This is a genomic window from Methylobacterium sp. WSM2598 (assembly GCF_000379105.1).
In the GTDB taxonomy this organism is placed as follows: Bacteria; Pseudomonadota; Alphaproteobacteria; order Rhizobiales; family Beijerinckiaceae; genus Methylobacterium.
This window is the reverse complement of record NZ_KB900609.1, coordinates 1,210,874-1,233,764: the sequence shown is the minus strand read 5'-3', so window position 1 is coordinate 1,233,764 and position 22,891 is coordinate 1,210,874. Positions and strand designations below refer to the sequence as shown.

At 68.4% G+C, this 22,891-nt stretch carries 18 protein-coding genes; 14 read left to right on the top strand and 4 right to left on the bottom strand.

All coding sequences use genetic code 11. The annotated features are described in order from the left end of the window. Positions 1–14 precede the first annotated feature (14 nt). From nifK to MET2598_RS0105850, 14 genes are all read left to right on the top strand, one after another. Positions 15–1,553 (top strand): nitrogenase molybdenum-iron protein subunit beta, encoded by a 1,539-nt coding sequence (nifK, locus tag MET2598_RS0105915; protein WP_018260197.1) that lies wholly within the window; start codon positions 15–17, stop codon positions 1,551–1,553. A gap of 71 nt (positions 1,554–1,624) precedes the next feature. Next, positions 1,625–3,136 (top strand): nitrogenase iron-molybdenum cofactor biosynthesis protein NifE, encoded by a 1,512-nt coding sequence (nifE, locus tag MET2598_RS0105910; protein ID WP_018260196.1) that lies wholly within the window; start codon positions 1,625–1,627, stop codon positions 3,134–3,136. A 10-nt stretch (positions 3,137–3,146) separates the two neighbouring features. Beyond that, complete coding sequence (gene nifN, locus MET2598_RS0105905) at positions 3,147–4,529, top strand: nitrogenase iron-molybdenum cofactor biosynthesis protein NifN (RefSeq protein WP_018260195.1); 1,383 nt, start codon at positions 3,147–3,149, stop codon at positions 4,527–4,529. Then, entirely contained in the window at positions 4,498–4,992 is a 495-nt protein-coding gene (gene nifX, locus MET2598_RS0105900; RefSeq protein ID WP_026190542.1) for a nitrogen fixation protein NifX, read from the top strand. The genes nifN and nifX overlap by 32 nt, the downstream gene beginning before the upstream one ends. Positions 4,993–5,209: 217 nt before the next feature. Next, positions 5,210–5,686 (top strand): NifX-associated nitrogen fixation protein, encoded by a 477-nt coding sequence (locus tag MET2598_RS0105895; protein ID WP_018260193.1) that lies wholly within the window; start codon positions 5,210–5,212, stop codon positions 5,684–5,686. Positions 5,687–5,697: 11 nt separating this feature from the next. Beyond that, the gene (locus MET2598_RS0105890) at positions 5,698–5,895 is read left to right on the top strand and encodes a CCE_0567 family metalloprotein (RefSeq protein WP_018260192.1); all 198 of its coding nucleotides are present in this window, start codon (positions 5,698–5,700) and stop codon (positions 5,893–5,895) included. Between the two features lie 51 nt (positions 5,896–5,946). Beyond that, positions 5,947–6,261 (top strand): ferredoxin III, nif-specific, encoded by a 315-nt coding sequence (fdxB, locus tag MET2598_RS0105885; protein WP_018260191.1) that lies wholly within the window; start codon positions 5,947–5,949, stop codon positions 6,259–6,261. Positions 6,262–6,264: 3 nt separating this feature from the next. Continuing rightward, positions 6,265–6,933, top strand: coding sequence for a nitrogen fixation protein NifQ (locus MET2598_RS0105880; RefSeq protein ID WP_018260190.1), 669 nt, complete (start codon positions 6,265–6,267; stop codon positions 6,931–6,933). 146 nt (positions 6,934–7,079) lie between these two features. Beyond that, complete coding sequence (locus MET2598_RS0105875; RefSeq protein ID WP_012333326.1) at positions 7,080–7,364, top strand: (2Fe-2S)-binding protein; 285 nt, start codon at positions 7,080–7,082, stop codon at positions 7,362–7,364. Positions 7,365–7,445: 81 nt separating this feature from the next. Further along, positions 7,446–8,243, top strand: coding sequence for an SDR family NAD(P)-dependent oxidoreductase (locus MET2598_RS0105870; protein ID WP_018260189.1), 798 nt, complete (start codon positions 7,446–7,448; stop codon positions 8,241–8,243). Positions 8,244–9,429: 1,186 nt separating this feature from the next. Next, positions 9,430–10,791: a dicarboxylate/amino acid:cation symporter gene (locus MET2598_RS0105865; RefSeq protein ID WP_026190541.1), complete on the top strand. Its 1,362-nt coding sequence runs from the start codon at positions 9,430–9,432 to the stop codon at positions 10,789–10,791. A 73-nt stretch (positions 10,792–10,864) separates the two neighbouring features. Beyond that, a complete protein-coding gene (locus tag MET2598_RS0105860) occupies positions 10,865–13,150 on the top strand; it encodes an NADP-dependent malic enzyme (protein ID WP_026190540.1) in 2,286 nt (761 codons plus the stop codon). A gap of 410 nt (positions 13,151–13,560) precedes the next feature. Continuing rightward, positions 13,561–14,187, top strand: coding sequence for an RraA family protein (locus MET2598_RS0105855; protein ID WP_012333330.1), 627 nt, complete (start codon positions 13,561–13,563; stop codon positions 14,185–14,187). A 59-nt stretch (positions 14,188–14,246) separates the two neighbouring features. Beyond that, on the top strand, positions 14,247–15,560 hold the full coding sequence (locus MET2598_RS0105850; protein ID WP_026190539.1) for an MFS transporter: 1,314 nt from the start codon (positions 14,247–14,249) through the stop codon (positions 15,558–15,560). A 1,315-nt stretch (positions 15,561–16,875) separates the two neighbouring features. Here the strand turns inward: MET2598_RS0105850 and MET2598_RS0105845 are convergent. From MET2598_RS0105845 to glgX, 4 genes are all read right to left on the bottom strand, one after another. Then, positions 16,876–18,123 (bottom strand): pentapeptide repeat-containing protein, encoded by a 1,248-nt coding sequence (locus tag MET2598_RS0105845; RefSeq protein ID WP_012333332.1) that lies wholly within the window; start codon positions 18,121–18,123, stop codon positions 16,876–16,878. Further along, positions 18,120–20,063 (bottom strand): AI-2E family transporter, encoded by a 1,944-nt coding sequence (locus tag MET2598_RS0105840; protein WP_012333333.1) that lies wholly within the window; start codon positions 20,061–20,063, stop codon positions 18,120–18,122. The genes MET2598_RS0105845 and MET2598_RS0105840 overlap by 4 nt, the downstream gene beginning before the upstream one ends. Next, on the bottom strand, positions 20,060–20,437 hold the full coding sequence (locus MET2598_RS0105835) for a response regulator (RefSeq protein ID WP_012333334.1): 378 nt from the start codon (positions 20,435–20,437) through the stop codon (positions 20,060–20,062). The genes MET2598_RS0105840 and MET2598_RS0105835 overlap by 4 nt, the downstream gene beginning before the upstream one ends. Before the next feature lie 76 nt (positions 20,438–20,513). After that, positions 20,514–22,781 (bottom strand): glycogen debranching protein GlgX, encoded by a 2,268-nt coding sequence (glgX, locus tag MET2598_RS0105830; RefSeq protein ID WP_036270280.1) that lies wholly within the window; start codon positions 22,779–22,781, stop codon positions 20,514–20,516. Positions 22,782–22,891 lie beyond the last annotated feature (110 nt).

The window sequence follows — 22,891 nt, the reverse complement described above, 5'->3', positions numbered from 1 at the left end:
AAGGAGCCGTTCCGATGCCCCAATCCGCCGACCGGGTGCTCGATCACGCACCCCTGTTCCGTCAGCCCGAATACCAGGAGATGTTCGCCCGCAAGCGCGAGCAGTTCGAGTGCCCGGCCTCCGGCGAGGCGGTCGAGGCGCAGCGCGACTACGCCAGGACCTGGGAGTACCGCGAGAAGAACCTCGCCCGCGAGGCCCTGGTGGTGAACCCGGCCAAGGCCTGCCAGCCGCTCGGCGCGGTCTTCGCGGCGGCCGGCTTCGAGCGCACGATGAGCTTCGTGCACGGCTCGCAGGGTTGCGTCGCCTATTACCGCTCCCACCTGTCGCGCCACTTCAAGGAGCCGTCCTCGGCGGTCTCCTCCTCGATGACCGAGGACGCGGCGGTGTTCGGCGGCCTCAACAACATGATCGACGGCCTCGCCAACACCTACTCGCTCTACGACCCGAAGATGATCGCGGTCTCGACCACCTGCATGGCCGAGGTGATCGGCGACGACCTGCACGCCTTCATCCAGAACGCCAAGACCAAGGGGTCGGTGCCGCAGGATTACGACGTTCCCTTCGCCCATACCCCGGCCTTCGTGGGCAGCCACGTCGACGGCTACGACAACATGATCAAGGGCGTGCTGGAGCATTTCTGGAAGGGCAGGACCCGCAGCGCCGGCGAGGGACTCAACCTGATCCCGGGCTTCGACGGGTTCTGCGTCGGCAACAACCGCGAGCTGAAGCGCCTGCTCGACCTGATCGGGGTCTCCTACACGCTGATCCAGGACGCCTCCGACACCTACGACACCCCCTCGGACGGCGAGTTCCGGATGTATTCGGGCGGCACCAGGCTCGAGGACGTCGCCGCCGCGCTGAACGCCAAGGCGACCCTCTCGCTGCAGAAGTACTGCACGCGCAAGACCCTCGACTACGCGGCGGAGCAGGGCCAGGAGACCCACAGCTTCCACTACCCGCTCGGGGTGCGCGGCACCGACGAGCTCCTGCTCAAGATCTCGGAACTGAGCGGCCGGCCGATCCCCGAGGCGATCACGATGGAGCGTGGCCGGCTCATCGACGCCATGGCGGACAGCCAGTCCTGGCTGCACGGCAAGAGGTACGCGATCTTCGGCGACCCGGACGTGGTCTACGGCCTCGCGCGCTTCGTCATGGAGACCGGCGGCGAGCCGATCCACTGCCTCGCCACCAACGGCACCAAGGCCTGGGAGGAGGAGATGCAGGCGCTCCTCGCCTCCTCGCCCTTCGGCGCCAGCGGCCAGGTCTGGGCCGGCAAGGACCTCTGGCACCTGCGCTCGCTGCTCTTCACCGAGCCGGTCGATTTCGTGCTGGGCAATTCCTACGCCAAGTACCTGGAGCGCGACACCGGCACGCCGCTGATCCGCACCGCCTTCCCGATCTTCGACCGGCACCACCACCACCGCTTCCCGGTGATGGGCTACCAGGGCGGCCTGCGCCTGCTGACGACGATCCTCGACAAGATCTTCGACAAGCTCGATCAGGACACCATCGACCCGGCCAAGACCGACTACTCGTTCGACCTCACCCGCTGAGCGCCGCGGCGGCACCGGCCCGGCGCCGGTGCCGCCCTCGCAGATGTCCGACCGGATCCGGAGGCAGGGCCATGCTCAAGGACAAAATCGCGGACGTGTTCAACGAGCCCGGTTGCGAGAAGAACCAAGCCAAGGGCGCCAAGGAGCGCAAGAAGGGCTGCACGAAGCCCCTCACCCCCGGGGCGGCGGCGGGCGGCTGCGCCTTCGACGGGGCCAAGATCGTGCTGCAGCCGATCACCGACGTCGCCCACCTGATCCACGCGCCCCTCGCCTGCGAGGGCAACAGCTGGGACAATCGCGGGGCGGGCTCCTCCGGCTCCGACCTCTGGCGGCGCAGCTTCACCACCGACCTCACCGAACTCGACGTGGTGATGGGCCAGGGCGAGAGGAAGCTCTACCGGGCCGTGCGCGAGATCGCCCGCACCTACGCGCCCCCGGCGATTTTCGTCTACTCCACCTGCGTCACCGCCCTGATCGGCGACGACATCGAGGCGGTCTGCGCCAAGGCCTCCGAGACCTGCGGGTTGCCGGTGATCCCCGTGAACGCGCCGGGCTTCGTCGGCTCGAAGAATCTCGGCAACAAGCTCGCCGGCGAGGCGCTGCTCGACCACGTCATCGGCACGGTCGAGCCCGACGACGTCGGCCCCACCGACATCAACATCCTGGGCGAGTTCAACCTCGCGGGCGAGTTCTGGGCGGTGCGCCCGCTCTTCGAGCGGCTCGGCATCCGCATCCGCGCCTGCATCCCGGGCGACGCGCGCTACCGCGAGGTCGCGGCCGCCCACACGGCGCGGGCGACGATGATGGAATGCTCGACCGCCCTCATCAATCTCGCGCGCAAGATGGAGGAGCGCTGGGGCATCCCCTTCTTCGAGGGCTCCTTCTACGGCATCTCCGACACCTCGGACGCCCTGCGCCAGACCGCCCGGCTGCTGGTCGGGCGGGGCGCGCCCTCCGACCTCCTCGACCGCACCGAGGCCCTGATCGCCGAGGAGGAGGCCCGGGCCTGGGCGCGGCTGGAGGCGTTCCGGCCGCGGCTCCAGGGCAAGCGGGTCCTGCTCAACACCGGCGGGGTCAAGTCGTGGTCGGTGGTGGCGGCGCTGATGGAGATCGGCGTCGAGATCGTCGGCACCTCGGTCAAGAAGTCGACCGCCGAGGACAAGGAGCGGATCAAGCAGCTCCTGAAGGACGAGAACCACATGTTCGAGAGCATGGCCCCGCGCGACCTCTACGCGAAGCTGGCCTCGCACGAGGCCGACATCATGCTGTCGGGCGGGCGGACGCAGTTCATCGCGCTCAAGGCGAAGATGCCCTGGCTCGACATCAACCAGGAGCGGCATGTCGCGTATGCGGGCTACGACGGCATGGTGGAGCTCGTCCGGCGCATCGACCTCGCCCTCTCGAACCCGATCTGGGCCGACCTGCGCGATCCCGCGCCCTGGGACGCCGAGGGGCGGCTGACCGAGGCCGGGGCGGCCCCGCGCGCGGAGCCCGGCCGGGATCCCGCCGCGGATCCCGCCTTCCTGGCCCATCACCGCAGGAAGTTCGCCGGTGCGGGCGCCGACGACATGGCCGAGTGCTGAGGAGGACGCCGTGAATCCGGTCACCCCGCTCGCCAAGGCGGTCGCCACCAACCCGCTGAAATCCTCCCAGCCCCTCGGCGCGGCCCTGGCCTTCCTGGGCATCGAGGGCGCCATGCCGCTCTTCCACGGCTCGCAGGGCTGCACCTCCTTCGCGCTCGTCCTGCTGGTGCGGCACTTCAAGGAGACGGTCCCGCTCCAGACCACCGCGATGGACGAGGTCGCCACGGTGCTCGGCGGCGCCGACCACCTGGAGGAGGCGATCCTCACCCTCAAGACCCGCACCGGGCCGAGCCTGATCGGCATCTGCACCACGGCGCTGGTCGAGACGCGCGGCGAGCATTTCTCCGGCGACCTCGCCCTGATCCGCGGGCGCCACGCCGAGACCCTCGGCGAGACCGAGCTGGTCCTCGCCCAGACGCCGGACTTCGCCGGCGCCATGGAGGAGGGCTGGGCCAAGGCGGTCTGCGCCACCATCGCGCAGGTCGTGCCGGAGGCCGAAAGCCGCGTCGCCGCCCTCAACCGGATCAACATCCTGCCGGGCCAGCACCACACGGTGGCGGATGTCGAGTTCCTGCGCGAGAGCGCGCTCGCCTTCGGGCTCGAACCGGTGATCCTGCCCGACATCGCCGGCTCCCTCGACGGCACGGTGCCGGCGCGCTGGATCCCGACGAGCTACGGCGGCACGCCGGTCGCGGCGATCCGCGGCATGGGCCGGGCCCTGCACACGATCGCGCTCGCCGAGCACGTGCGCGGGGCGGCCGCCCTGCTCGAGGCCCGCACCGGCGTGCCCTTCACGGTCCTCGACACGCTGACCGGCCTCAAGGCGGCGGACCGCTACGTCGCGCTCCTCGCCTCCCTCTCGGGCAAGCCGGTCCCGGCCGCCCTGCGGCGGCGGCGCAGCCAGCTCGAGGACGCGCTCCTCGACGGGCATTTCCACATCGGCGGCCTGCGGGTGGCGATCGCGGCCGAGCCGGACCTGCTCTACGGGCTCGCCAGCTTCTTCGCCGGGCTCGGCGCCACCGTCGCGCTCGCCGTGACCACCGCGGGCGACAGTCCGATCCTCGCCCGGGTCCCGGCCGAGACGGTGTTCGTCGGCGATCTCGGCGATCTCGAGGCCCGGGCGTCGGGCTGCGACCTCCTCGTCACCCACAGCCACGGGCGCCAGGCCTCCGAGCGCCTCGGCATCCCGCTGATGCGGGTGGGCTTCCCGATCTTCGACCGGCTCGGCTCCCCGCACCGGCTCTCGATCGGCCACGAGGGCACCCGCGACCTGATCTTCGAGGTGGCGAACCTGGTCCAGGCCAACCGCCGCGAGCCCACCCCCCAATCCCTCAATCCGTTCCGTGACCGGGGAGAATCCCATGACGGCCTTGCGCAGATTGCGGCTCGTTGAGAGCGAGGAGCCGGCGGAGCAGGCCGCCGGCCCGGCCTTGCGCGTCGCCATCGCCACCCAGGACCTGAAGAGCCTCAACGCCCATTTCGGCTCGGCGCGGCGCTTCGCGCTCTACGACGTGACCGTGCGGGGCTGGAGCTTCGTCGAGGCGGTCACCTTCGAGGAGGTCTCCGACGAGGGCGGCCGGCACCGGACCGACGGCGACGACCGCATCACCCCGAAGGTCGAGGCCCTGCGCGGCTGCCACCTGCTGTTCTGCCTCGCGATCGGCGGCCCCTCCGCCGCCAAGGTCGTCACGGCGAAGATCCACCCGATCAAGATCGCGCAGGCGCAGCCGATCGAGGCCGTGCTGGAGCGCACCCGCGCCATGCTGGCGGGCGCGCCCCCGCCCTGGCTGCGCAAGGTGCTGGCCGCGTCCGGCGTGACCGCCCCCGAACCCTCCTTCGCCGACGACGAGGACTGATTCGCCGTCCGGACGATCACCGTTCGGACAGCGCCTCACAAGCCCGCGCGGCGCTTGAGCGAAGCCGAAATCCGCATGGCGAAGCAATCCGTCGGATTTCGTATGCCAAGCCCGCGCGGCGCTTGAGCGAAGCCGAAATCCGCATGGCGAAGCAATCCGTCGGATTTCGGTTGATCCGATCGCCGATGGCGACCGCACGACCCCGGAGAGACCGACCATGTCCGAGACCGCCACCCTGGAGCGCGCCCCCGAGGAGGCCGCCCTCGCCACCCCCTTCCTCACCGCCCTGGTGCGGCTGCTGCGCGCCCAGGACAGCTACGGCGCCTGGGAGAAGAAGCCGGACGCCCAGCTCCTGCGGGACTTCATCGTCTCGAAGGAGCAGCGCCGCCAGATCCCGATCATGGGCGATCCCGACCCGGACGTGCTGTGGCGGGTCGAGCTGTTCTACACGGCGGTGGGCCTCGCCGTGGAGGCGCGCGCCGGGCTGATCGCCAGCCCGATGATGAAGATGAGCCACGAGGGTTTCGGCCGCGTGCTGCTCACGGCGGGCCGGCTCATCGTCCTCAACAAGTACCTGCGCGACGTGCACCGCTTCGGCTTCGAGAGCCTCGCCAAGCTCGCCGAGGCCGGCGGCAGGGCGGTCGACGAGGCGGCCGCCATGATCGCGGCGCATCCCGACGTCGCCCGCATCTGACGGAGGCCGGCATGTCCGACATCGAGACCCTCAAGGCCGAGATCAAGAAGCTGTCGTCCCGGTCCGTCACCGCCAAGATGAACCTGCACGACCTCTCGGAGGACCTGCCCACCAACTGGCAGTCGATCCTGCGCGTGGCGCATGAGACCTACGACGCGTTCCAGGCCCTCGACGCGGCGCGCCGCGCCCTCAAGGCCGCCGAGGCCTGATTCCCGGGGCGGCCGCGGGCCGCCCTCCCCCCGTTGAGAAGGAGCCCCGCCATGGCCTTCACGACGCGCGACGGCCGCGCCTGGATGCCGGATTACCTGGTCGCCATCGACGCCAAGACCTGCATCGGCTGCGGCCGCTGCTACAAGGTGTGCTCGCGCGACGTGATGCACCTGTTCGGCGTCGGGGCGGAGAACGCGCTCCTCGGCCGGGTCGGCGACGAGGACGACGACGAGTTCGACGGGGAACTGGTGCGCAAGGTCATGGTGGTGGACGAGGCGGGCGCCTGCATCGGCTGCGGCGCCTGCGCCCGGGTCTGCCCCAAGGCCTGCCAGACCCACGTTCCGGCCAACCGGATCGCGGCCTGAGCCATGGCCGCGCCCGGATACGCCGCCCTGATGGCGGGCCAGGAGGCGGCCCGCCCGTCCGCCGACCCGTTCGACGCGCATCTCTTCGCCTGCGCGCTCGCGCTCTGCGCCGCGGAGGCGGCGCATCTGGGCGAGAGCCTCGCCGCCCGGCTCGGCCTCGGGCCGGAGGATCTCGCCGCCCTGGAGGCCCGGTTCTTCGCACCCGGCGCCCTGGCGCCCGGCACCCTGGCGCCCGGCACCCTGGCGCCCGGCACCCTGGCGCGCAGCGGGACCGCACGGCCCGATCCGGGCGAGGAGGAGGCGATGGTCCGCGACCTCCTCCTCGCGCACCGCGCCGGGCGCGGCCCGGAGGAGGCGTGGCTCGCCGCGATCGTGGCCCGCCGGGCGATGGAGCCCGATCACCTCTGGCAGGATCTCGGCCTGCAGGCCCGCTCAGAATTGTCGCGCCTGCTGGCGCGGCACTTCCCGGCGCTCGCGGCGGGGAACGACCGCAACATGAAGTGGAAGAAGTACCTCTACCGCCGCCTGTGCGAGGCGGAGGGCTTCGTCCTCTGCACGGCGCCGAGCTGCGGCGTCTGCGCGGATTTCGGATCCTGCTTCGGCGACGAGAGCGGGGAGAGCCGGATGGCGCAGCGGCGCCGGGCGGCCGACCATGCCCTTGCCGCGCCGTGAGCGGGCCGCCCCCTTGCGCTGCCTCAAGGCGCGGCGCGGCGGGCGGGGCGATCCTGGCTCTGCCGGCGGCCTGCCTCCGGTCGCGCCCGGGCGGCCCCGCCCCGCGGCCGCGCGAATGAACCCCGTCCTCTCGGAGCCGAGCCCCGATGATCGTCTGCTCCTGCAACGTCCTGTCGGATACGGCGGTGCGGGCCTGCGCGGCCGACAGCGCCCTCACGCCCGCCGGCGTCTTCCGCGCCCTCGGCTGCCGCATCCGCTGCGGGCGCTGCGCGAAGACGATCCGGGCCATCCTGACGAACCGGGAGGTCGGTCCGGGCGCCCTCCCCTCCTGCGACGGGCGCTGCTGCGCCGCCCGCGACACGGCGGCCTGGATCAACCAGGGAAGCCTCGCGGCGATGGCCGCCGCGACGGCGCAGGCCCCGCCGCGCTGAACGCCGCCCGCCGCCCGGCGGCGGTCCCTTCGGCGCGGCGGGGAAAATCTCGGGCCGCGCGTCCTTCTCTCGGGAGAGCCCATGAGCACCTCGACGCCGTGTTCCTTCGCCGGCGCGGAGCGCGGCGCGCGCGCCGCGGAGCGGGGCGCCGGCCGCACGCTCCTCCTCACCGGGGCGAGCCGCGGCATCGGCCACGCCACCGTCAAGATCTTCGCCGAGGCGGGCTGGCGCGTGATCACCTGCGCGCGCCGGCCCTTCGACCCGAATTGCCCCTGGGAATCGGGCCGGATCGACCATGTCCCGGTCGATCTCGCCGATCCGGCGGCCACCGGCCGCGCCGTCGCGCGCGTGAAGGAGCTGATCGGCGACGGGCCCCTCCACGCGCTCGTGAACAATGCCGGCATCTCGCCCAAGACCCCGGCCGGCGGGCGGCTGTCCTCGGTCGACACGCCGCTGCAGACCTGGATGGACGTCTTCCACGTCAACTTCCTGGCGCCGGTGATCCTGGCGCGCGGGCTGCTCGACAACCTGGTGGCGGCGGGCGGCTCGATCGTGAACCTGACCTCGATCGCGGGGACGCGGGTGCATCCCTTCGCGGGCGCGGCCTACGCGACCTCGAAGGCCGCCCTGTTCTGCCTGACCCGCGAGATGGCCTTCGACTTCGCGCCCTACGGCGTGCGGGTGAACGCCATCGCGCCCGGGGAGATCCGCACCGAGATCCTCTCGGCCGAGACCGAGGCGCATCTCGCGCCGACCATCCCGATGCGCCGCATCGGCACGCCCGCCGAGGTGGCCTCGGTGATCTACTTCCTGTGCTCGCAGCACGCGAGCTACGTCACCGGCGAGGAGGTGCAGATCAACGGCGGCCAGCACGTGTAGGATCTCAACTCGTTCGGCTTGAGCGTGTGGAGGGCGGCCGAGGGTGGAGGCCGTGTGAAAACTCAGGCGCGCTCCGAAATCGGAGAATAATCTTCTACACAGCCGTTATCCGAGCATCCTGGATGGCGGCCGAGATGCCAACTGGGTGCCTATTCCGGCGCTGCCCAGGGTTATCGAGGGAAGATCCTCCTGCCGCCTTTGCGTTTTCACACAGCCTCGGTGGAAAGCGGCCGTCGGGCCGCCAGTTCGGCGAGAGCGGCCATTGCGTTTGTCAAGTTTGCGAACCGGGGATCGTCGGACTATGAACCGGTGACAAAGGCCGCGCCTTGGTCCTCGCCTCCTCGGGAGTGACCAACCGAGCAATCGCTTCTTGGAGCGACCATGCAATCACCAGTGCCGTTCGCTCGTGGCCGCTTTCCAGCAACACCCGAGCCTCCGCGATGCCGGACGCCAGCTCACTTGCCGTTGGAGCGGATAAATCCGGCCTAACTTCGACGGGTGGCGATACGTAGAAAACTCGGAACTCCCAGCCTTTCTGGGCTTCGACCAAGTTCGCAATTTTGGCCAGGCTCTGTCTTTGCGATTCGTGCCGGCGCGCCTCTGATGTACACCCGCCGCGATCTCGGCGACGCGAGCCTTGGCAACGGCTTCGTCGCGCTTGCGTCCCTCAGGATGCCAGTGAACGAGATCGAGGTCGTAGACCGGCAGATGCCGAGTCTTCCCCAAGCGCTCGGCCAGCGTACTCTTGCCCGAGCCGCTGTTGCCGATGACGACCGCAACGTGCGGAAGGAGGATGAACCATTCCTCACCCTCGCACGGCCACGCTCCGCTTTCCGCCGAGGCTGTGCCACCGAGGCTGTGGCACCGAGGCTGTGTGAAAATGCAGAGGCTGTAGAAGGATCTCCCCTCGCACACCCTGATGGCAGCAGCGCAGAAGATTGTTCTACAATTTCGGGGCGCGCCCAAGTTTTTCACACAGCCTGCACCCTCAGCAGCCATCCGCACGGTCAAGCTGATTGGGTTTTGACCCTAAGCCGTCCAGAACGTCCTACTTCTCCCATAAGTCGAAAAGCGAATAAGAGTCCATCGTTTTTATTCTCTTGCCAATCTTAGATTGTGGGGCACCATATCCCTCAAATTCTAATAGGAGCGACCCAAGGCCGACGAGTATTACTTGGGGAAAACAATGACGGCGGCAATATCCGAGACGGACCATCAAACCGTCAAATGGTACTCTCATCTCTACGTTCAGGTGCTGGGCGCGATTACAGTAGGTGTTCTGCTCGGGCACTTCTACCCGCAGATCGGCGAGCAGATGAAGCCGCTAGGGGATGCGTTTATCAAAGCAATTAAGATGATCATAGCGCCGATCATCTTCGCCGTCGTGCACGGCATCGCCAGCATGGGGGACATGAAGAAGGTCGGGCGCGTTGGCCTCAAGGCCCTGATCTATTTCGAGGTCGTGACGACGCTTGCGCTGATCATCGGCCTTGTTGTGGTCAATCTCTGGAAGCCGGGCGTCGGCATCAACCTCGACCTCTCGACCGTCGACGCGAAGTCGATTGCGAGCTTCACCGCCGAGGCCAAGGACCAGTCGACCGTCCATTTCCTGATGGAGATTATCCCCTCGACCGTCGTGGGTGCCTTCGCCAAAGGCGAGATCCTGCAGGTCCTGTTCTTTGCGATCCTGTTCGCCTTTGGCCTGCAGGCGCTCGGAGAGCGCGGCGGGGGCGTGCTCCGGCTCATCGACACCGTCGGCCACGTCTTCTTCAAGATCGTCGGCTACATCATGAAGGCTGCCCCAATCGGCGCCTTCGGGGCCATGGCCTTCACGATCGGCAAGTACGGTATCTCGACGCTGCTCTCGCTCGGCAACTTCATGCTGTCGTTCTACACGACGTGCCTTCTCTTCATCTTCGTGGTCCTCGGCTCAATCGCGGCGCTACACGGCTTTTCGATCCTGAAGTTCATCCGCTACATCAAGGAGGAGCTGCTGATCGTTCTGGGCACGTCGTCCTCCGAGTCGGTCCTGCCCCGGATGATCGCCAAGATGGAGAATCTCGGCGCCGACAAGTCGGTCGTCGGGCTCGTCGTGCCGACCGGCTATTCGTTCAACCTGGATGGTACATGCATCTACCTGACGATGGCGGTGATCTTCCTCGCCCAGGCGACGAACATCGATCTGACCGTCTGGCAGGAGCTAGGCATCATCGGCGTCCTGCTGCTCACCTCGAAGGGGGCGGCGGGCGTGACGGGGTCGGGCTTCATCGTGCTCGCCGCGACACTCGCCTCGGTCGGTACGATTCCGGTCGCTTCGATCGCGCTAATCCTCGGCATCGACCGCTTCATGTCCGAGGCCAGGGCGCTCACGAACGTAATCGGCAACGGCCTTGCCACCATCGTGGTCGCCAAATGGGAGGGTGTGCTCGACGAGGAGGTGCTGCGTCGTCGCCTCAACGCGGAAACCGACGCCGAGGCGGACGAGCCCGAGGACGTGGCGATCGCCGACGACGCCAAGTCAGGCCCCCCGCAGCCGATCACGGCCTGATGCGGGCGGCAGGCACGGTGTGGCTTCGAATGGCTATTCGAGGCGTCGTCTGACAACGGAGGAGAAAATCTGAATGGCGGACAATGTCTCGGAAGAGCTGGAGCACGCCGCTCTCGCCTATCATTGCTACCCGTACCCAGGAAAACTGGCAGTAGTGCCGACGAAGCCTCTCGGCACGCAGCGGGACCTCGCGCTCGCATACTCGCCCGGTGTTGCGATCCCGTGCGAGGAAATCGCCGCAGATCCCGACAAGGCGGCCGACTACACCTCGCGCCAGAACCTCGTCGCGGTCGTCTCGAACGGCACCGCGGTGCTCGGCCTCGGTGCCATCGGAGCGCTCGCCTCCAAGCCCGTGATGGAGGGCAAGGCGGTCCTATTCAAGAAGTTCGCCGGCATCGACGTCTTCGACATCGAGGTGGACGAGCGCGACGTCGACAGGATGGTCGACGTGGTCTGCTCGCTGGAGCCGACCTTCGGCGGCATCAACCTCGAGGACATCAAGGCGCCGGAATGCTTCGAGATCGAGGAAAAGTGCAAGAACCGGATGAAAATTCCGGTCTTCCACGACGACCAGCACGGCACGGCCATCATCGTCTCGGCGGCCGTCCTCAATTCGCTCGAACTCAGCGGCAAGAAGATCGAGAGCATCAAGGTTGTCACATCCGGCGCGGGTGCGGCCGCTCTCGCGACTCTGAACCTGCTCGTCTCGCTGGGCGTGCCGCGCGAGCACATCTGGGTCACCGACATCGAGGGCGTCGTCTACGCGGGACGCAACGAGCTCATGGACCGGTGGAAGGAGGTCTACGCGCAGACGACCGACAAGCGCACCCTCGCCGAGGTGATCGACGGTGCGGATGTCGTCATCGGCCTCTCGGCAGCGGGCGTCATCAAGCCCGAGATGCTGAAGGTGATGGCGCCGAACCCCCTCATCATGGCGCTCGCGAACCCGACGCCCGAGATCATGCCCGAACTCGCCCGCGAGGCGCGCCCGGACGCGCTCATCTGCACGGGGCGCTCGGACTTCCCGAACCAAGTCAACAACGTCCTCTGCTTCCCCTACATCTTCCGGGGTGCGCTCGATGTCGGCGCCTCGACCATCAACGAGGAGATGAAGAGTGCAGCCGTACGCGCCATCGCGGCCCTCGCCCGCGAGGCGCCGTCGGACGTCGTCGCCCGAGCCTATGGCGGCGAGGCGCGGCCTTTCGGCGCTGAGTCGCTGATCCCAAGCCCTTTCGACCCGCGGCTGATCCTGCGCATCGCGCCCGCCGTCGCGAAGGCCGCGATGGACACCGGCGTCGCCCGCCGGCCCGTCGCCGACATCGAGGCCTATACCGAGAGCCTCGGACGCTTCGTCTTCCGCTCTGGCTTCGTGATGAAGCCGATCTTCACCGCCGCGAGGGCCTCGCCCCGCCGCGTCGCCTATGCAGAGGGGGAGGACGAGCGCGTCCTCCGTGCCGTCCACGCGGTGGTCGAAGAGAGGATCGCCCGTCCGATCCTGATCGGCCGCCCGGCGGTGATCGAGATGAGGCTCAAGCGTTTCGGCCTCTCCATCAAGGCCGGACGCGATTTCGACTTCATCAACCCCGAGGACGATCCACGCTATCGCGATTATGTCGCGACGCTCGTTGAACTCGCCGGGCGCAAGGGCATCACGCCCGACGCCGCCCGGACGTTGGTGCGCACCAACGCGACCATCATCGGCTCACTCGCGCTGATGCGGGGCGATGCGGACGCGCTGCTCTGCGGCTTGGAGGGCCGCTTCCGCTCAAATCTGGATCATATCACGAACATAGTCGGCTACGGGCCGGGCATGCACCAACTGGCCGCGCTCAGCCTGATGATCACCTCGCAAGGTCCCCTTTTCCTCGCCGATACCCACGTGCGGCCCAATCCGACCGCCGAGGAGATCGCCGAGATGACGTGTGCCTGCGCAGGCCATGTGCGTCGGTTCGGCATCACGCCGAAGGTCGCGCTCCTGTCGTATTCGGATTTCGGCTCGGGCGATACCGAGAGCGCCGTGAAGATGCGAAAGGCGCTGGCGCTCGTTCAGGAACTGGCACCAGATCTGGAGGCGGACGGCGAGATGGCCGCCGATACAGCTCTCTCCCAACTGATCCGTGATCGGGTTAATCCGGGTTCGAAGCTAAAGGGCGAGGCGAATCTGCTGATTCTGCCGAATCTGGACGCGGCCAATATCGCCTTCCAGCTTGTGCGCGTTCTGGCCGACGCGCTGCCGGTTGGCCCCATTCTCATAGGCCCCTCCAAGCCCGTTCACATCCTGACACCGTCGGTGACGGCTCGCGGAGTCACGAACATGACGGCCGTCGCAGTCATCGAGGCCCAATCGCAGGTGAACTGATCCGGGATCCGCTTGATCGAAGCGGATCCCGGATCACAGCCCGCGCGGCGCCTGAGCGAGGTCCACATCCGCCATTCCGAAGGAATCGCGCGGATTTGGGATGACGCATCCATCTTCCATCAAGGGGAGGGACTTCCATCCGCCATTCCGAAGGAATCGCGCGGATTTGGGATGACGCATCCATCTTCCATCAAGGGGAGGGACTTCCATCCGCCATTCCGAAGGAATCGCGCGGATTTGGGATGACGCATCCATCTTCCATCAAGGGGAGGGACTTCCATCCGCCATCGAACGCCATCCGCGGCAGAAGAGCGAACGCGGTTCTCTCGTGCTGCCGACGAATGATCTCAAACACCAAACCCGAACTGTGGACCTGTGGCGCCTCCGTCCTTCAAAATGAGGATTTTGTCATGAAGACAATCGAACAGGCAAAGAGCCTCGAGCTTGCGGAGCTGTTCCGTGAAGCACCGGTCGCGGTCATTAGCGACAATCTCGATCGGTTGCCAGGTTTTCTCGACATGCGGCCCTACCATCGGGGCGCCAAGCTGGTTGGACCTGCGCGCACCGTTCGGACGCGGCCCGGCGATAACCTGATGATCCACAAGGTGCTCGAACTGGTGCAGCCCGGCGAGGTGATCGTCGTGGCGGGCGAGGGCGACACGACCCGGGCGCTGATCGGCGAAATCATCGTTCGGATCGCGCAGATGCGCGGCGTCGCCGGTTTCGTCGTTGACGGCGCGATCAGGGATCTCGGGACCATTTCCGCCGGTACCTTCCCCTGCTTCGCCCGTGGCGTGATCCACCGGGGACCCTACAAGGACGGCCCCGGTGAGATCGACGTTCCGATCGCGATGAGCGGCGGCACGGTCGTCTCTCCAGGCGACATCATCGTCGGCGACGAGGACGGCGTGGTCAGCTTTCCGCAATCCATCGCCCGTGACCTCTCCGGAAAGGTCGAAGCGCATCTGGCCAAGGAGGCAGCGATCCTGAAGTCGATCGCGAACAGCACCTACACGGGGGCCTACAGCAAGAGTTGACGCGTCAACATTTAGAAAATTCGAAATGAAAAAACCTATATATACCACGGGTGGAGACGATGTCTGACACAATGTCTGTAGCTTTGCCTGCCGGCGGCATCAAAGAAAAAGCGAAACAAGCAACTGGAGCCGCGGTATTCGGCACATTCATCGAATATTACGATTTCAGCGTTTATGGGTATGTGGCGGCGACGCTGTCGCTCGTGTTTTTCCCTGCCGGTGACGCCGTCGCGAACCTGCTCAACACGCTCGCCGTGTTCGGCCTGGCCTTCCTCGTCCGGCCGATCGGTGCCTGGTATTTCGGGCAACTGGGAGACCGCCGCGGTCGGCGCACCAGCCTGATCGCCAGCATCACGCTCATGGGCGTCGCATCCGCGCTCACGGGCTTGCTGCCGAGCTACCAGACCATCGGCATTGTAGCGCCGGTCCTCTTGGTGCTGATGAGGCTGCTGCAGGGGTTCTCGACCGGCGGAGAGATCGGAGGCGCCGCCTCGTACATTCGCGAATGGGCGGCGCCGGATCGTCGCGCCCTTTATATCTCCTTCCTTCCCTCGGTGGCGCAGCTGGGCAAAGGCTTGGCGGCCGCTCTCGGCGGCCTTATGGCGGCCATGCTGACCCGGGAGAGCATGATCGAGTGGGGCTGGCGCATTCCCTTCCTGCTGGCTGGTCCTTTGGCGGTCCTGACGATCTGGATGCGCCTGAGCATCGAGGACAGCCCGGAATTCGCGGCGCTGTCCGCTTCGCACAAGACGACCAAGGCCCCGCTCGCGAGCCTGTTCCAGCAGTACCCGACCGCCCTAGCCAAGGTGATGCTGATCTCGGCCGTCCAGAACATCGGCACCTATATCGGAACGGTGTTCGTATCCGTGTATTTCAGCGAGGTACTGGGCTTCAGCAAGGCGGAAGCCGCCACGGTCGTGCTGCTGGCCGTGATCCTGGCGTCGTTCCTGATCCCGCTCGCCGGGATGATCGGCAACCGGGTCGGCGGAAAGACCCTGCTGCTCATTGCCTACACGGCGTACTTGCTGCTCACCCTCCCTGAATTCATGCTGATGAACCAGAACAATATCGTGCTGGCGCTCCTTGGCCTGTCCATCGGGATCATCCCCTACGCCCTGTGCCAAGCGGGCACCTACGCCACGATGCCAGAGATGTTCCCGACCCAGATCCGGCATACGGGCGTTGCCTTCGGGCACAGCGTCGGTGCGGTTGTCGGCGGCGGCGGCGGCCCGTATTTCGCGGCTTGGCTCATCAGCGTCACGGGCAACACCTACATGCCGGCATATATCCTGATGGGAGCGGGCCTCGTCGGTCTTGTTGTGGTCGGCCTGACCGTGCGCCGCAACGTGGGTGGCACTCACCTCTACGCCTAGTGGTTTGAACCGGGATCCGCTTGATCAAAGCGGATCCCGGATCAGAGCCCACGCGGCGCCTGAGCGAGGTCCACATCCGCCATTCCGAAGGAATCAGGCGGATTTGGTATGAGTTGCACACCGGCTTCGCCGTCCCTCACGGATGAAACCTGAGCGTGCATGCGATCAGAGTTTTGCACTCTGGCGTAGCAAGTTTCTGTTTGGTTGGAAGTTCGTTGGCAGAACCGCGCGACGTTGGCGAGAATGTCATCGGCAGGCTTAGAGCAGCACCCGATCACGTTGCAATCAGGTACTGCTCTAGGTCTTTGATCTTGCTGCATTTTCTGCGACGAACCGGCATCCACTTCGTCGGAAAATGCTCTCGCTCGACTTTGGCCGTTCAGGCTGCGTTGCAGGGGGCGTAGGCCCGGGGCGCAGCGAGGTTTCGGTCTGTCCCGCCGGCAATGGGATGTTGGCAAAGCCCGCTCACGCCAGGGCGCCCGGCGCACGTTGGCCAGCGAATATTGAGTGATATTGAAGGATTAGCCTGGTATGTGTTACGGGTTGGGGAGAAATGGCTAAAGCCATTCTATGATTGCTCCAGTGCGATCGCCGTGGCGCGCATCTTTCGAATGGTGAACAGAAAAATAGCTAAGATGTGAGTATACCGTCATCGGATTATCGTGATTGACATCATTTTATATTTGTAATAGAAGGAAAATCGTTGCGCAATGGGCAATCATGAATCGCGAAATCAAGATGGAATGCAGCATCATCAAATTATATCCATAAGATTTTGCCGAGAGCGCGCTTGGCTCGGTCTCACGTCCGACGCTGTCAGTCGGGCAGGCCGATCAGGATCTTGCATCGGATTGCCTGGACGCGGACCTTCTGAACGGCGGACCTTCTGAACGGCGGACCTGGGACGCAAGCGGCAGCGGGGCGAGCGCGAACCGGAGGTCTGGCCGGGGCGGGAATCCGACCCGAGCGCGTTCGTTCGACGAAGCGGCCGCGGGTCCGTCGCGGCCGCCGCGATGACGTCGAGACCCTCGCGCAGGATCCGACGGGACGCGATCGGCTGCCGCCCGAGGGCGGGTGCGGCGGCGCCCGCGCGGCACCGGACCTCGGCCGCATTCCGCCGGCCGGGACCGGCCGGTGCCCAAGGGGTCACCGGTTCGGCGGCGAACCGAAGCACCGCGTCAGCGGATATGATGCAGGACCAAAAGCAAAGCAGAATTGCCCGGGACACTGTGCTTGGTGTCTCTCACAAAACTCCCGCCGCGCTGCCCTCGCCCCAACGGGCGATGGCAGCGATCGGGAGTTTTGTGAGAGACACTTAGCGCTGCAGCCGGTTGCCGAGGACGAAGCCGAACAGGCCCATCAGGATGATGCCGAGCGCCCCCTGGCTGCCGACCAGGATGTTGGTGACGCGCCCCACGGGCTTGATGCCGAGTTCCGGCTGGTTCGCCGTCATCATGTTGAGGGCGCTGTAGCTCACCAGGTCCAGCGGGTTGTAGGTCGGCACGCCGTCCCGGCCCTCCGGGATCAGCCCCCCGGTCACCCCGTAGAGCGCCGCGAAGACCAGGATCGCCAACGCGAAGGCGCGCACGATCCGCGTCAGGCTCTCGCCGTAATCGCACAGCCACTCGACGAAGCGGTCCGAGAGCCAGTCGGAGCCGTGGCGAAGCCCCGCGCGCCACGCCCCCTCCCGCCACGCGGCGCGGGTCAGCGCTCCCGCGTGGTGGCGGCCCATGCGGCGGGCGCGCTTGAAGGCCCAGCTCGCCCCCTCCCGGTCGCCGATGCTGCGCTGGTTGCGCTCTACCACGAGGTAGCTCGCCACCGCGGCCGCGTAATCCCCCGCCACCTCCTCGCCGACCGCGCCGCCGAGCTGGTCGACCCGCAGGCGCGTGCCCTCCAGCCACGCATGCGCGAAGCGCGCGTGCCGCAACCGGCAGGAGGTGAGGTCGAGCCGCACGAGGCGGGCATCCGAGAGGTCGGCCCCCGACAGGTCGGCCCCGTCGAGCTTCGCCTCGACGAAGTTGGCCCGGCTCAGCCGCGAGCCGGCGAGGGACGCCTTGGCGAGGCTCGCCCCCTCGAACACCGCCCCGGTCAGGTTGACGTTGACGAGCTTCGCCTCGTCGAGCCGGGCGCGGCGAAACAGCGTGTCGTCGGCATCCGCGTCGGTGAAGTCGGCCCCCCAGAGGTCGGCGCCGGTGAAGTCGGCCCCGTCGAGGAGCCCGCCCGCCAGGGTCGCGAAGCGCAGGGTGGCCCCGCAGAAGCGCGCATCCTCCATCATGGCGCCGGAGAAGCGGGCCTGGCCGCCGGCCACGGTCGCGAAATGCGCGCCGCTGAGGTCCGCCCCGCTGAAATCCGCCTCCTCGATGCGGGCGCCGTCGAAGCGCGCGGAGCGGGCGAGGATCCCGGAGAGGCGCGCCCGCGCGAGGTTCGCGCCCGAGAGATCCGCCTCGACGAGGTCGGTCCCCGGCGGCAGCTCCGCCCCGGCGAGGTCGAGGGGCCCCTCGGCGCGGGGCGGCGCCTCCCGCGCGGCCGCCGGGCGAGCGCCGGGCCCGGCCGGCGCGCTCACGCCCGCACCGGCGCGGCCGCGGGGCTCGGCGCGCCGCCCCGCTGGGGCTGCGGCGCGGGCGCGGCGCGGGCGAGGACGGCCCCGAGCGCGTCGCCGAGCGAGGTCACGAGCACGTCCGCCGAGGTGGCCCGGCGCAGGCGCGCCAGCGTGCCGGGATCGCGCTCGCCCCAGAAGCCGACCAGCACGGTCACGCCCGGCAGGGTCCTGCGGGTCTGGCGCACCACGTAGCGGATCTGCGACAGGCTGATCGGCTCCAGGTAGGAGTAGCAGACCAGGGCGGTCGCCCGCGGGTCGACCGCCTCGGCACCCTCGCGCAGCAGGTCCCGCAGCGTCGTCACCCGGGACGGGAGGCCGTGGCGGTCGAGGATCTGGCTCAGCATCCGGGTCGTGGCGAGGTCGAAGGCGCCGCCGCTCGACACGCAGAGCACGGGGGCGGGCCCGCGCCAGCGCGGCGGCAGCGCCGCCCGGTCGAGCACCGTCGCGGCCGCCCGGGGATCGGGACCGACCGCCGCGACGGCGGCGGCGGCCTCGCGGCCGAGCGCCCGCCGCCACAGGCTCGGGCGCGTCGCGCCCAGGCGCTCCACCACGGTGCGGAAGGCCTCGCCGACCTCGTCCTGCCGGGCGCGCGCCACCGTCCCGCGGGCGAAGTCGTCCTGCGCCATCCGCAGGGCGGCCAGCACCACCTCGTCGTAATAGGTGACGAGCGGGCGGGCCTTGAGGAACTGCACGCCCTGGTCGATGGCCTCGCCGGGATCGCCCGCGAGCATGCGCTGGTAGAAGATCTCCTCGGGCGCCAGCGCCGGCCCGTCGCCGAGCAGCACCTCCAGGAATTCCAGCCGCTCGACGTGCCGGCCCAGCACCACGAGGCAGACGGTGAGCGGCGTGGCGAGGACGAGGCCGACCGGTCCCCACAGGAAGGCCCAGACCGTCGCGGCCAGGATCACCGCCACGGGCGAGAGGCCGGTCGAGTGCCCGTAGAGCAGCGGCTCGACGACGTGGCCGGCCACCGGCTCGACGACGAGGAACAGCGCGGCGGTGGCCAGGACCATGGTCCAGCCGGGATCGACCGCGGCCGCGAGCACCAGCGGCAGCAGCGCGCCGATCACCGCGCCGATATAGGGCACGAAGCGCAGGATGCCGGCGATGACGCCGAACAGCACCGGGCTCGGGATGCCGATGATCCAGAGCCCCAGGCCGATCACCACCCCGAAGGCGGTGTTGAGGCCGAGCTGGGCCAGGAAGAAGCGGGTGAGGCGGGCGGTGGCGTCGTCGATCGCCGCCGTGGTGCGGCGCAGGTCGCCCGAGCCCGCGAGCCGGATCGCCCGGTTGCGCAGGTCCTCCCGCTGCAGGAGGATGACGACGCTGAAGAGCAGGATCAGGCCCGTCGTCGCCAGCGGGTGCAGCACGGGGGCCGCGTAGGTACCGAGGGCCGCGAGCACGCTCGGGCGAGCCTCCACCACCTCGACCTTGAGCGGCGTGCCGGCGGCGGGCGCCGCGCGGTCCTTCGGCTCGGGCGGCGGCTGCAGCTCGCGGCTGAGATCCGCCACCATGTCGAGGAGGCGCGAGACCCCTCCCCCGCCCGCGGTCGCGCCCTGCAGGAGCTTGATCTTGTCGCGCATCGTGAGCGAGTAGCGCGGCAGGTCGGCGGCGAGCTGCGCCGCCTCGCCCGCGAGCAGGCTGCCGACCGTGCCGAGCGCCCCGAAGGCGAGCAGCACCACGAGCAGCACCGCGGGCACCCGCGGGATGCGCAGGCGCCGCAGCGCCCGCACCGCCGGCACCAGCACGAAGCTCAGGAAGATTGCCAGCGTGATCGGCACCAGGATCTCGCGGCCCATGACCAGCAGCACCGCGAGCGCCAGCACGCCGAGCAGGCCGGCGAGCACGACGAAGGCCGGCAGGGCCTGCCGCAGCCAGCGGGCGGTGACCGGATCCTCGCTCACGGCGGGGCGCCGGCGCCGGTGACCGCGCCGATCTGGCCGAGCAGCTTGGCGAAGTCGATCGGCTTGGGGTGGTAATCGTCGCAGCCCGCCTGGATCGCCTTCTCGCGGTCGCCCGACATGGCGTGGGCGGTGAGCGCGATGATCGGGATCGACTGGGTGTCGGGGCTCGACTTGAGCGCGCGCGCGACCGACCAGCCGTCCAGCACCGGCAGGTTCATGTCGAGCAGGATCACGTCCGGGCGCAAGGAGCGGGCCTGCTGCACGCCGGCATCGCCGTCATGGGCCATCACGACCTCGTAGCCGCGGCGCGTCAGGCGCCGGGACAGGAAGTCCCAGATCTCTTCGTGGTCCTCGACGAGCAGGATCTTGGTCACCTCGAGGTCTCCGTCCTGCGAAGGGGACCTCCCGCGGCTCCGCCCGGGCCGCGGGAGGCGGATGGCGGGCGCCGGCTCACCCGCGGAAAGCCGGGCCGAAGGCGACGTGCTCGGCGGTCGCGCGCGCGAAGGCCTGCATCACGTGGGTGAAGGAGCGCTCCACCGCCACGCTCGCCTCGCCCGCGTCGGGCCGCAGCACCATCACCAGCATGGACCGCCCGGTCACCTCGTAGGCGCCGCCGGCCTGGAAGGATCGGGTCTCCTGGCCCTCCGGCAGGTTCGTGTCGATGAGGCGCACCCATTCGTGCCCGCCCGCGGTCTTCGGCAGGGTGAAGCGGACCACGTCGTGATAGGCGTTGATCAGGAGCAGCAGCGTCGCCTCGGAGCCCTGCTGCTTGATGCCGGTCTCCTGCGCGCGCCCGTCGAGGAGCACGGCGAGCGAGCGGGCCTTGCCGTCCCCCCAATGCTCCGGGGACATCTCGTCCCCGTCCGGCGTGAGCCACGCCACGTCCCTGACGCCGAGTTCCTCGTCGTAGCGGCCGGTCAGGAAACGGCCCCGCATCAGGATCGGCAGGGCGTTGCGCAGCAGGATCAGGCGCTGGGTAAACTCGGCGAGGTCGCGTTCCGCCGGCCCGATCGCCTGCCAGTCGAGCCAGGAGATCTCGTTGTCCTGGCAATAGGCGTTGTTGTTGCCCCGCTGCGTGCGCGCGAACTCGTCCCCCGCCAGCAGCATCGGCGTGCCCCGCGCCAGGAACAACGTCGCCAGCATGTTGCGCATCTGCCGGAACCGCACCGCCCGGATCTCGGGATCCGCGGTCGGGCCCTCGACCCCGTAATTCGACGAGAGATTGTGCGAGTGACCGTCCCGGTTCTCCTCGCCGTTCGCCTCGTTGTGCTTCTCGGCGTACGAGACCGTGTCGGCCAGCGTGAACCCGTCATGCGCCGTCAGGAAGTTCACCGAGGCCCAGGGCTTGCGGCCGCGCTTGTCGAACTTGTCGGCCGAGGCGGTGAAGCGGGCCGCGAGGGCGGGCAGCAGGCCCTCGTCGCCGCGCCAATAGGCCCGCACGTCGTCCCGGAAGCGGTCGTTCCACTCCGCCCAGCCCGGCGGGAAGCCGCCCACCTGGTAGCCCCCCGGCCCGCAATCCCACGGCTCCGCGATCAGCTTCACGGAGTTCAGCACCGGGTCCTGCAGGCAGGTGTCGAGGAAACCGCCGCCCTCGTCGAAGCCGTAGGATTCGCGGCCCAGGATGGTGGCGAGGTCGAAGCGGAAGCCGTCGACCCGCATCTCGGTGGCCCAGTAGCGCAGGGAATCGGTCACCATCTGCAGCACCCGCGGATGCGAGAGGTTGACGGTGTTCCCGGTGCCGGTGTCGTTGATGTAGTAGCGCCTCTGGTCCGGCAGCAGCCGGTAGTAGGAGGCGTTGTCGATGCCCTTGAAGGACAGGGTCGGCCCGCGCTCGTTGCCCTCGGCGGTGTGGTTGTAGACCACGTCGAGGATCACCTCGAGCCCGGCCCCGTGCAGGCGCGCGACCATCTCCTTGAACTCGGAGAAGGCGAAGTCCGGGACCGCGGCGTAGCGGCGGGCCGGGGCGAAGAACGAGATCGTGTTGTAGCCCCAGTAGTTCCAGAGGTCCTTCTGGCGCAGGTAGTCGTCCTGCACGAAGGAGTGCACGGGCAGGAGCTCGACCGCGGTGACGCCGAGGCTGCGGATGTAGTCGAGCACGGCGGGCTGGCCGAGGCCGGCGTAGGTGCCGCGCAGGCGCTCGGGCACGCCCGGATGCAGCTTGGTGAGGCCCTTCACGTGGGCCTCGTAGATGATCGTGCGCTCCCACGGCACGTCGGGCTTGCGGTCCCGGCCCCAGGTGAAGGCCGGGTCGATCACCCGGCCCTTGCGGGTGAAGGGGGCGCTGTCGCGGTCATCGAAGGTGAGGTCGTCGCCGCTCTCGAGCCGGTAGCCGAACAGGGCCGGGTCCCAGGTGATCGACCCGACCAGGGCCTTGGCGTAGGGGTCGAGGAGCAGCTTGTGGGGGTTGAAGCGGTGGCCCTCGTCGGGCTCGTAGGGGCCGTGGACGCGGTAGCCGTAGATCGTGCCCGGGCGCGCGTCGGGCAGGTAGCCGTGCCAGATCTCGTTCGTGTACTCGGGCAGGTCGATCCGCTCGATCTCGGTCTTTCCGGAATCGTCGAACAGGCAGAGTTCGACGCGGGTGGCGTGGGCGGAGAACAGCGCGAAGTTGACGCCGAGCCCGTCCCAGGTCGTGCCCCGCAGGTTCGGGCTTCCCTCGCGGATGCGCGGGCGCGCCATCACGTACGGCGCCGACACCCGGCCGCCATCAACCCTCGTCATCTCGGTTCCTCGCATCCGCACCGGCGGCAGCCCGATCCCGCGCTGCCAAGCACCACCACGCGCTCAACGTGCGGCCGCGAAGGAAGGTCCGGCGGCGCGGGCGGGACACC

What these genes read in the sequence shown, in the direction of transcription:
- MET2598_RS0105875 (WP_012333326.1), top strand. Translation starts at nt 7,080, where the DNA reads ATGATCGTCTGCTCCTGCAACGTCCTGTCGGATACGGCGGTGCGGGCC.
- MET2598_RS0105860 (WP_026190540.1), top strand. Translation starts at nt 10,865, where the DNA reads ATGGCGGACAATGTCTCGGAAGAGCTGGAGCACGCCGCTCTCGCCTAT.
- fdxB (WP_018260191.1), top strand. Translation starts at nt 5,947, where the DNA reads ATGGCCTTCACGACGCGCGACGGCCGCGCCTGGATGCCGGATTACCTG.
- MET2598_RS0105890 (WP_018260192.1), top strand. Translation starts at nt 5,698, where the DNA reads ATGTCCGACATCGAGACCCTCAAGGCCGAGATCAAGAAGCTGTCGTCC.
- MET2598_RS0105855 (WP_012333330.1), top strand. Translation starts at nt 13,561, where the DNA reads ATGAAGACAATCGAACAGGCAAAGAGCCTCGAGCTTGCGGAGCTGTTC.
- nifE (WP_018260196.1), top strand. Translation starts at nt 1,625, where the DNA reads ATGCTCAAGGACAAAATCGCGGACGTGTTCAACGAGCCCGGTTGCGAG.
- MET2598_RS0105850 (WP_026190539.1), top strand. Translation starts at nt 14,247, where the DNA reads ATGTCTGACACAATGTCTGTAGCTTTGCCTGCCGGCGGCATCAAAGAA.
- nifK (WP_018260197.1), top strand. Translation starts at nt 15, where the DNA reads ATGCCCCAATCCGCCGACCGGGTGCTCGATCACGCACCCCTGTTCCGT.
- MET2598_RS0105865 (WP_026190541.1), top strand. Translation starts at nt 9,430, where the DNA reads ATGACGGCGGCAATATCCGAGACGGACCATCAAACCGTCAAATGGTAC.
- glgX (WP_036270280.1), bottom strand. Translation starts at nt 22,781, where the DNA reads ATGACGAGGGTTGATGGCGGCCGGGTGTCGGCGCCGTACGTGATGGCG.
- nifX (WP_026190542.1), top strand. Translation starts at nt 4,498, where the DNA reads ATGACGGCCTTGCGCAGATTGCGGCTCGTTGAGAGCGAGGAGCCGGCG.
- MET2598_RS0105880 (WP_018260190.1), top strand. Translation starts at nt 6,265, where the DNA reads ATGGCCGCGCCCGGATACGCCGCCCTGATGGCGGGCCAGGAGGCGGCC.
- MET2598_RS0105895 (WP_018260193.1), top strand. Translation starts at nt 5,210, where the DNA reads ATGTCCGAGACCGCCACCCTGGAGCGCGCCCCCGAGGAGGCCGCCCTC.
- MET2598_RS0105870 (WP_018260189.1), top strand. Translation starts at nt 7,446, where the DNA reads ATGAGCACCTCGACGCCGTGTTCCTTCGCCGGCGCGGAGCGCGGCGCG.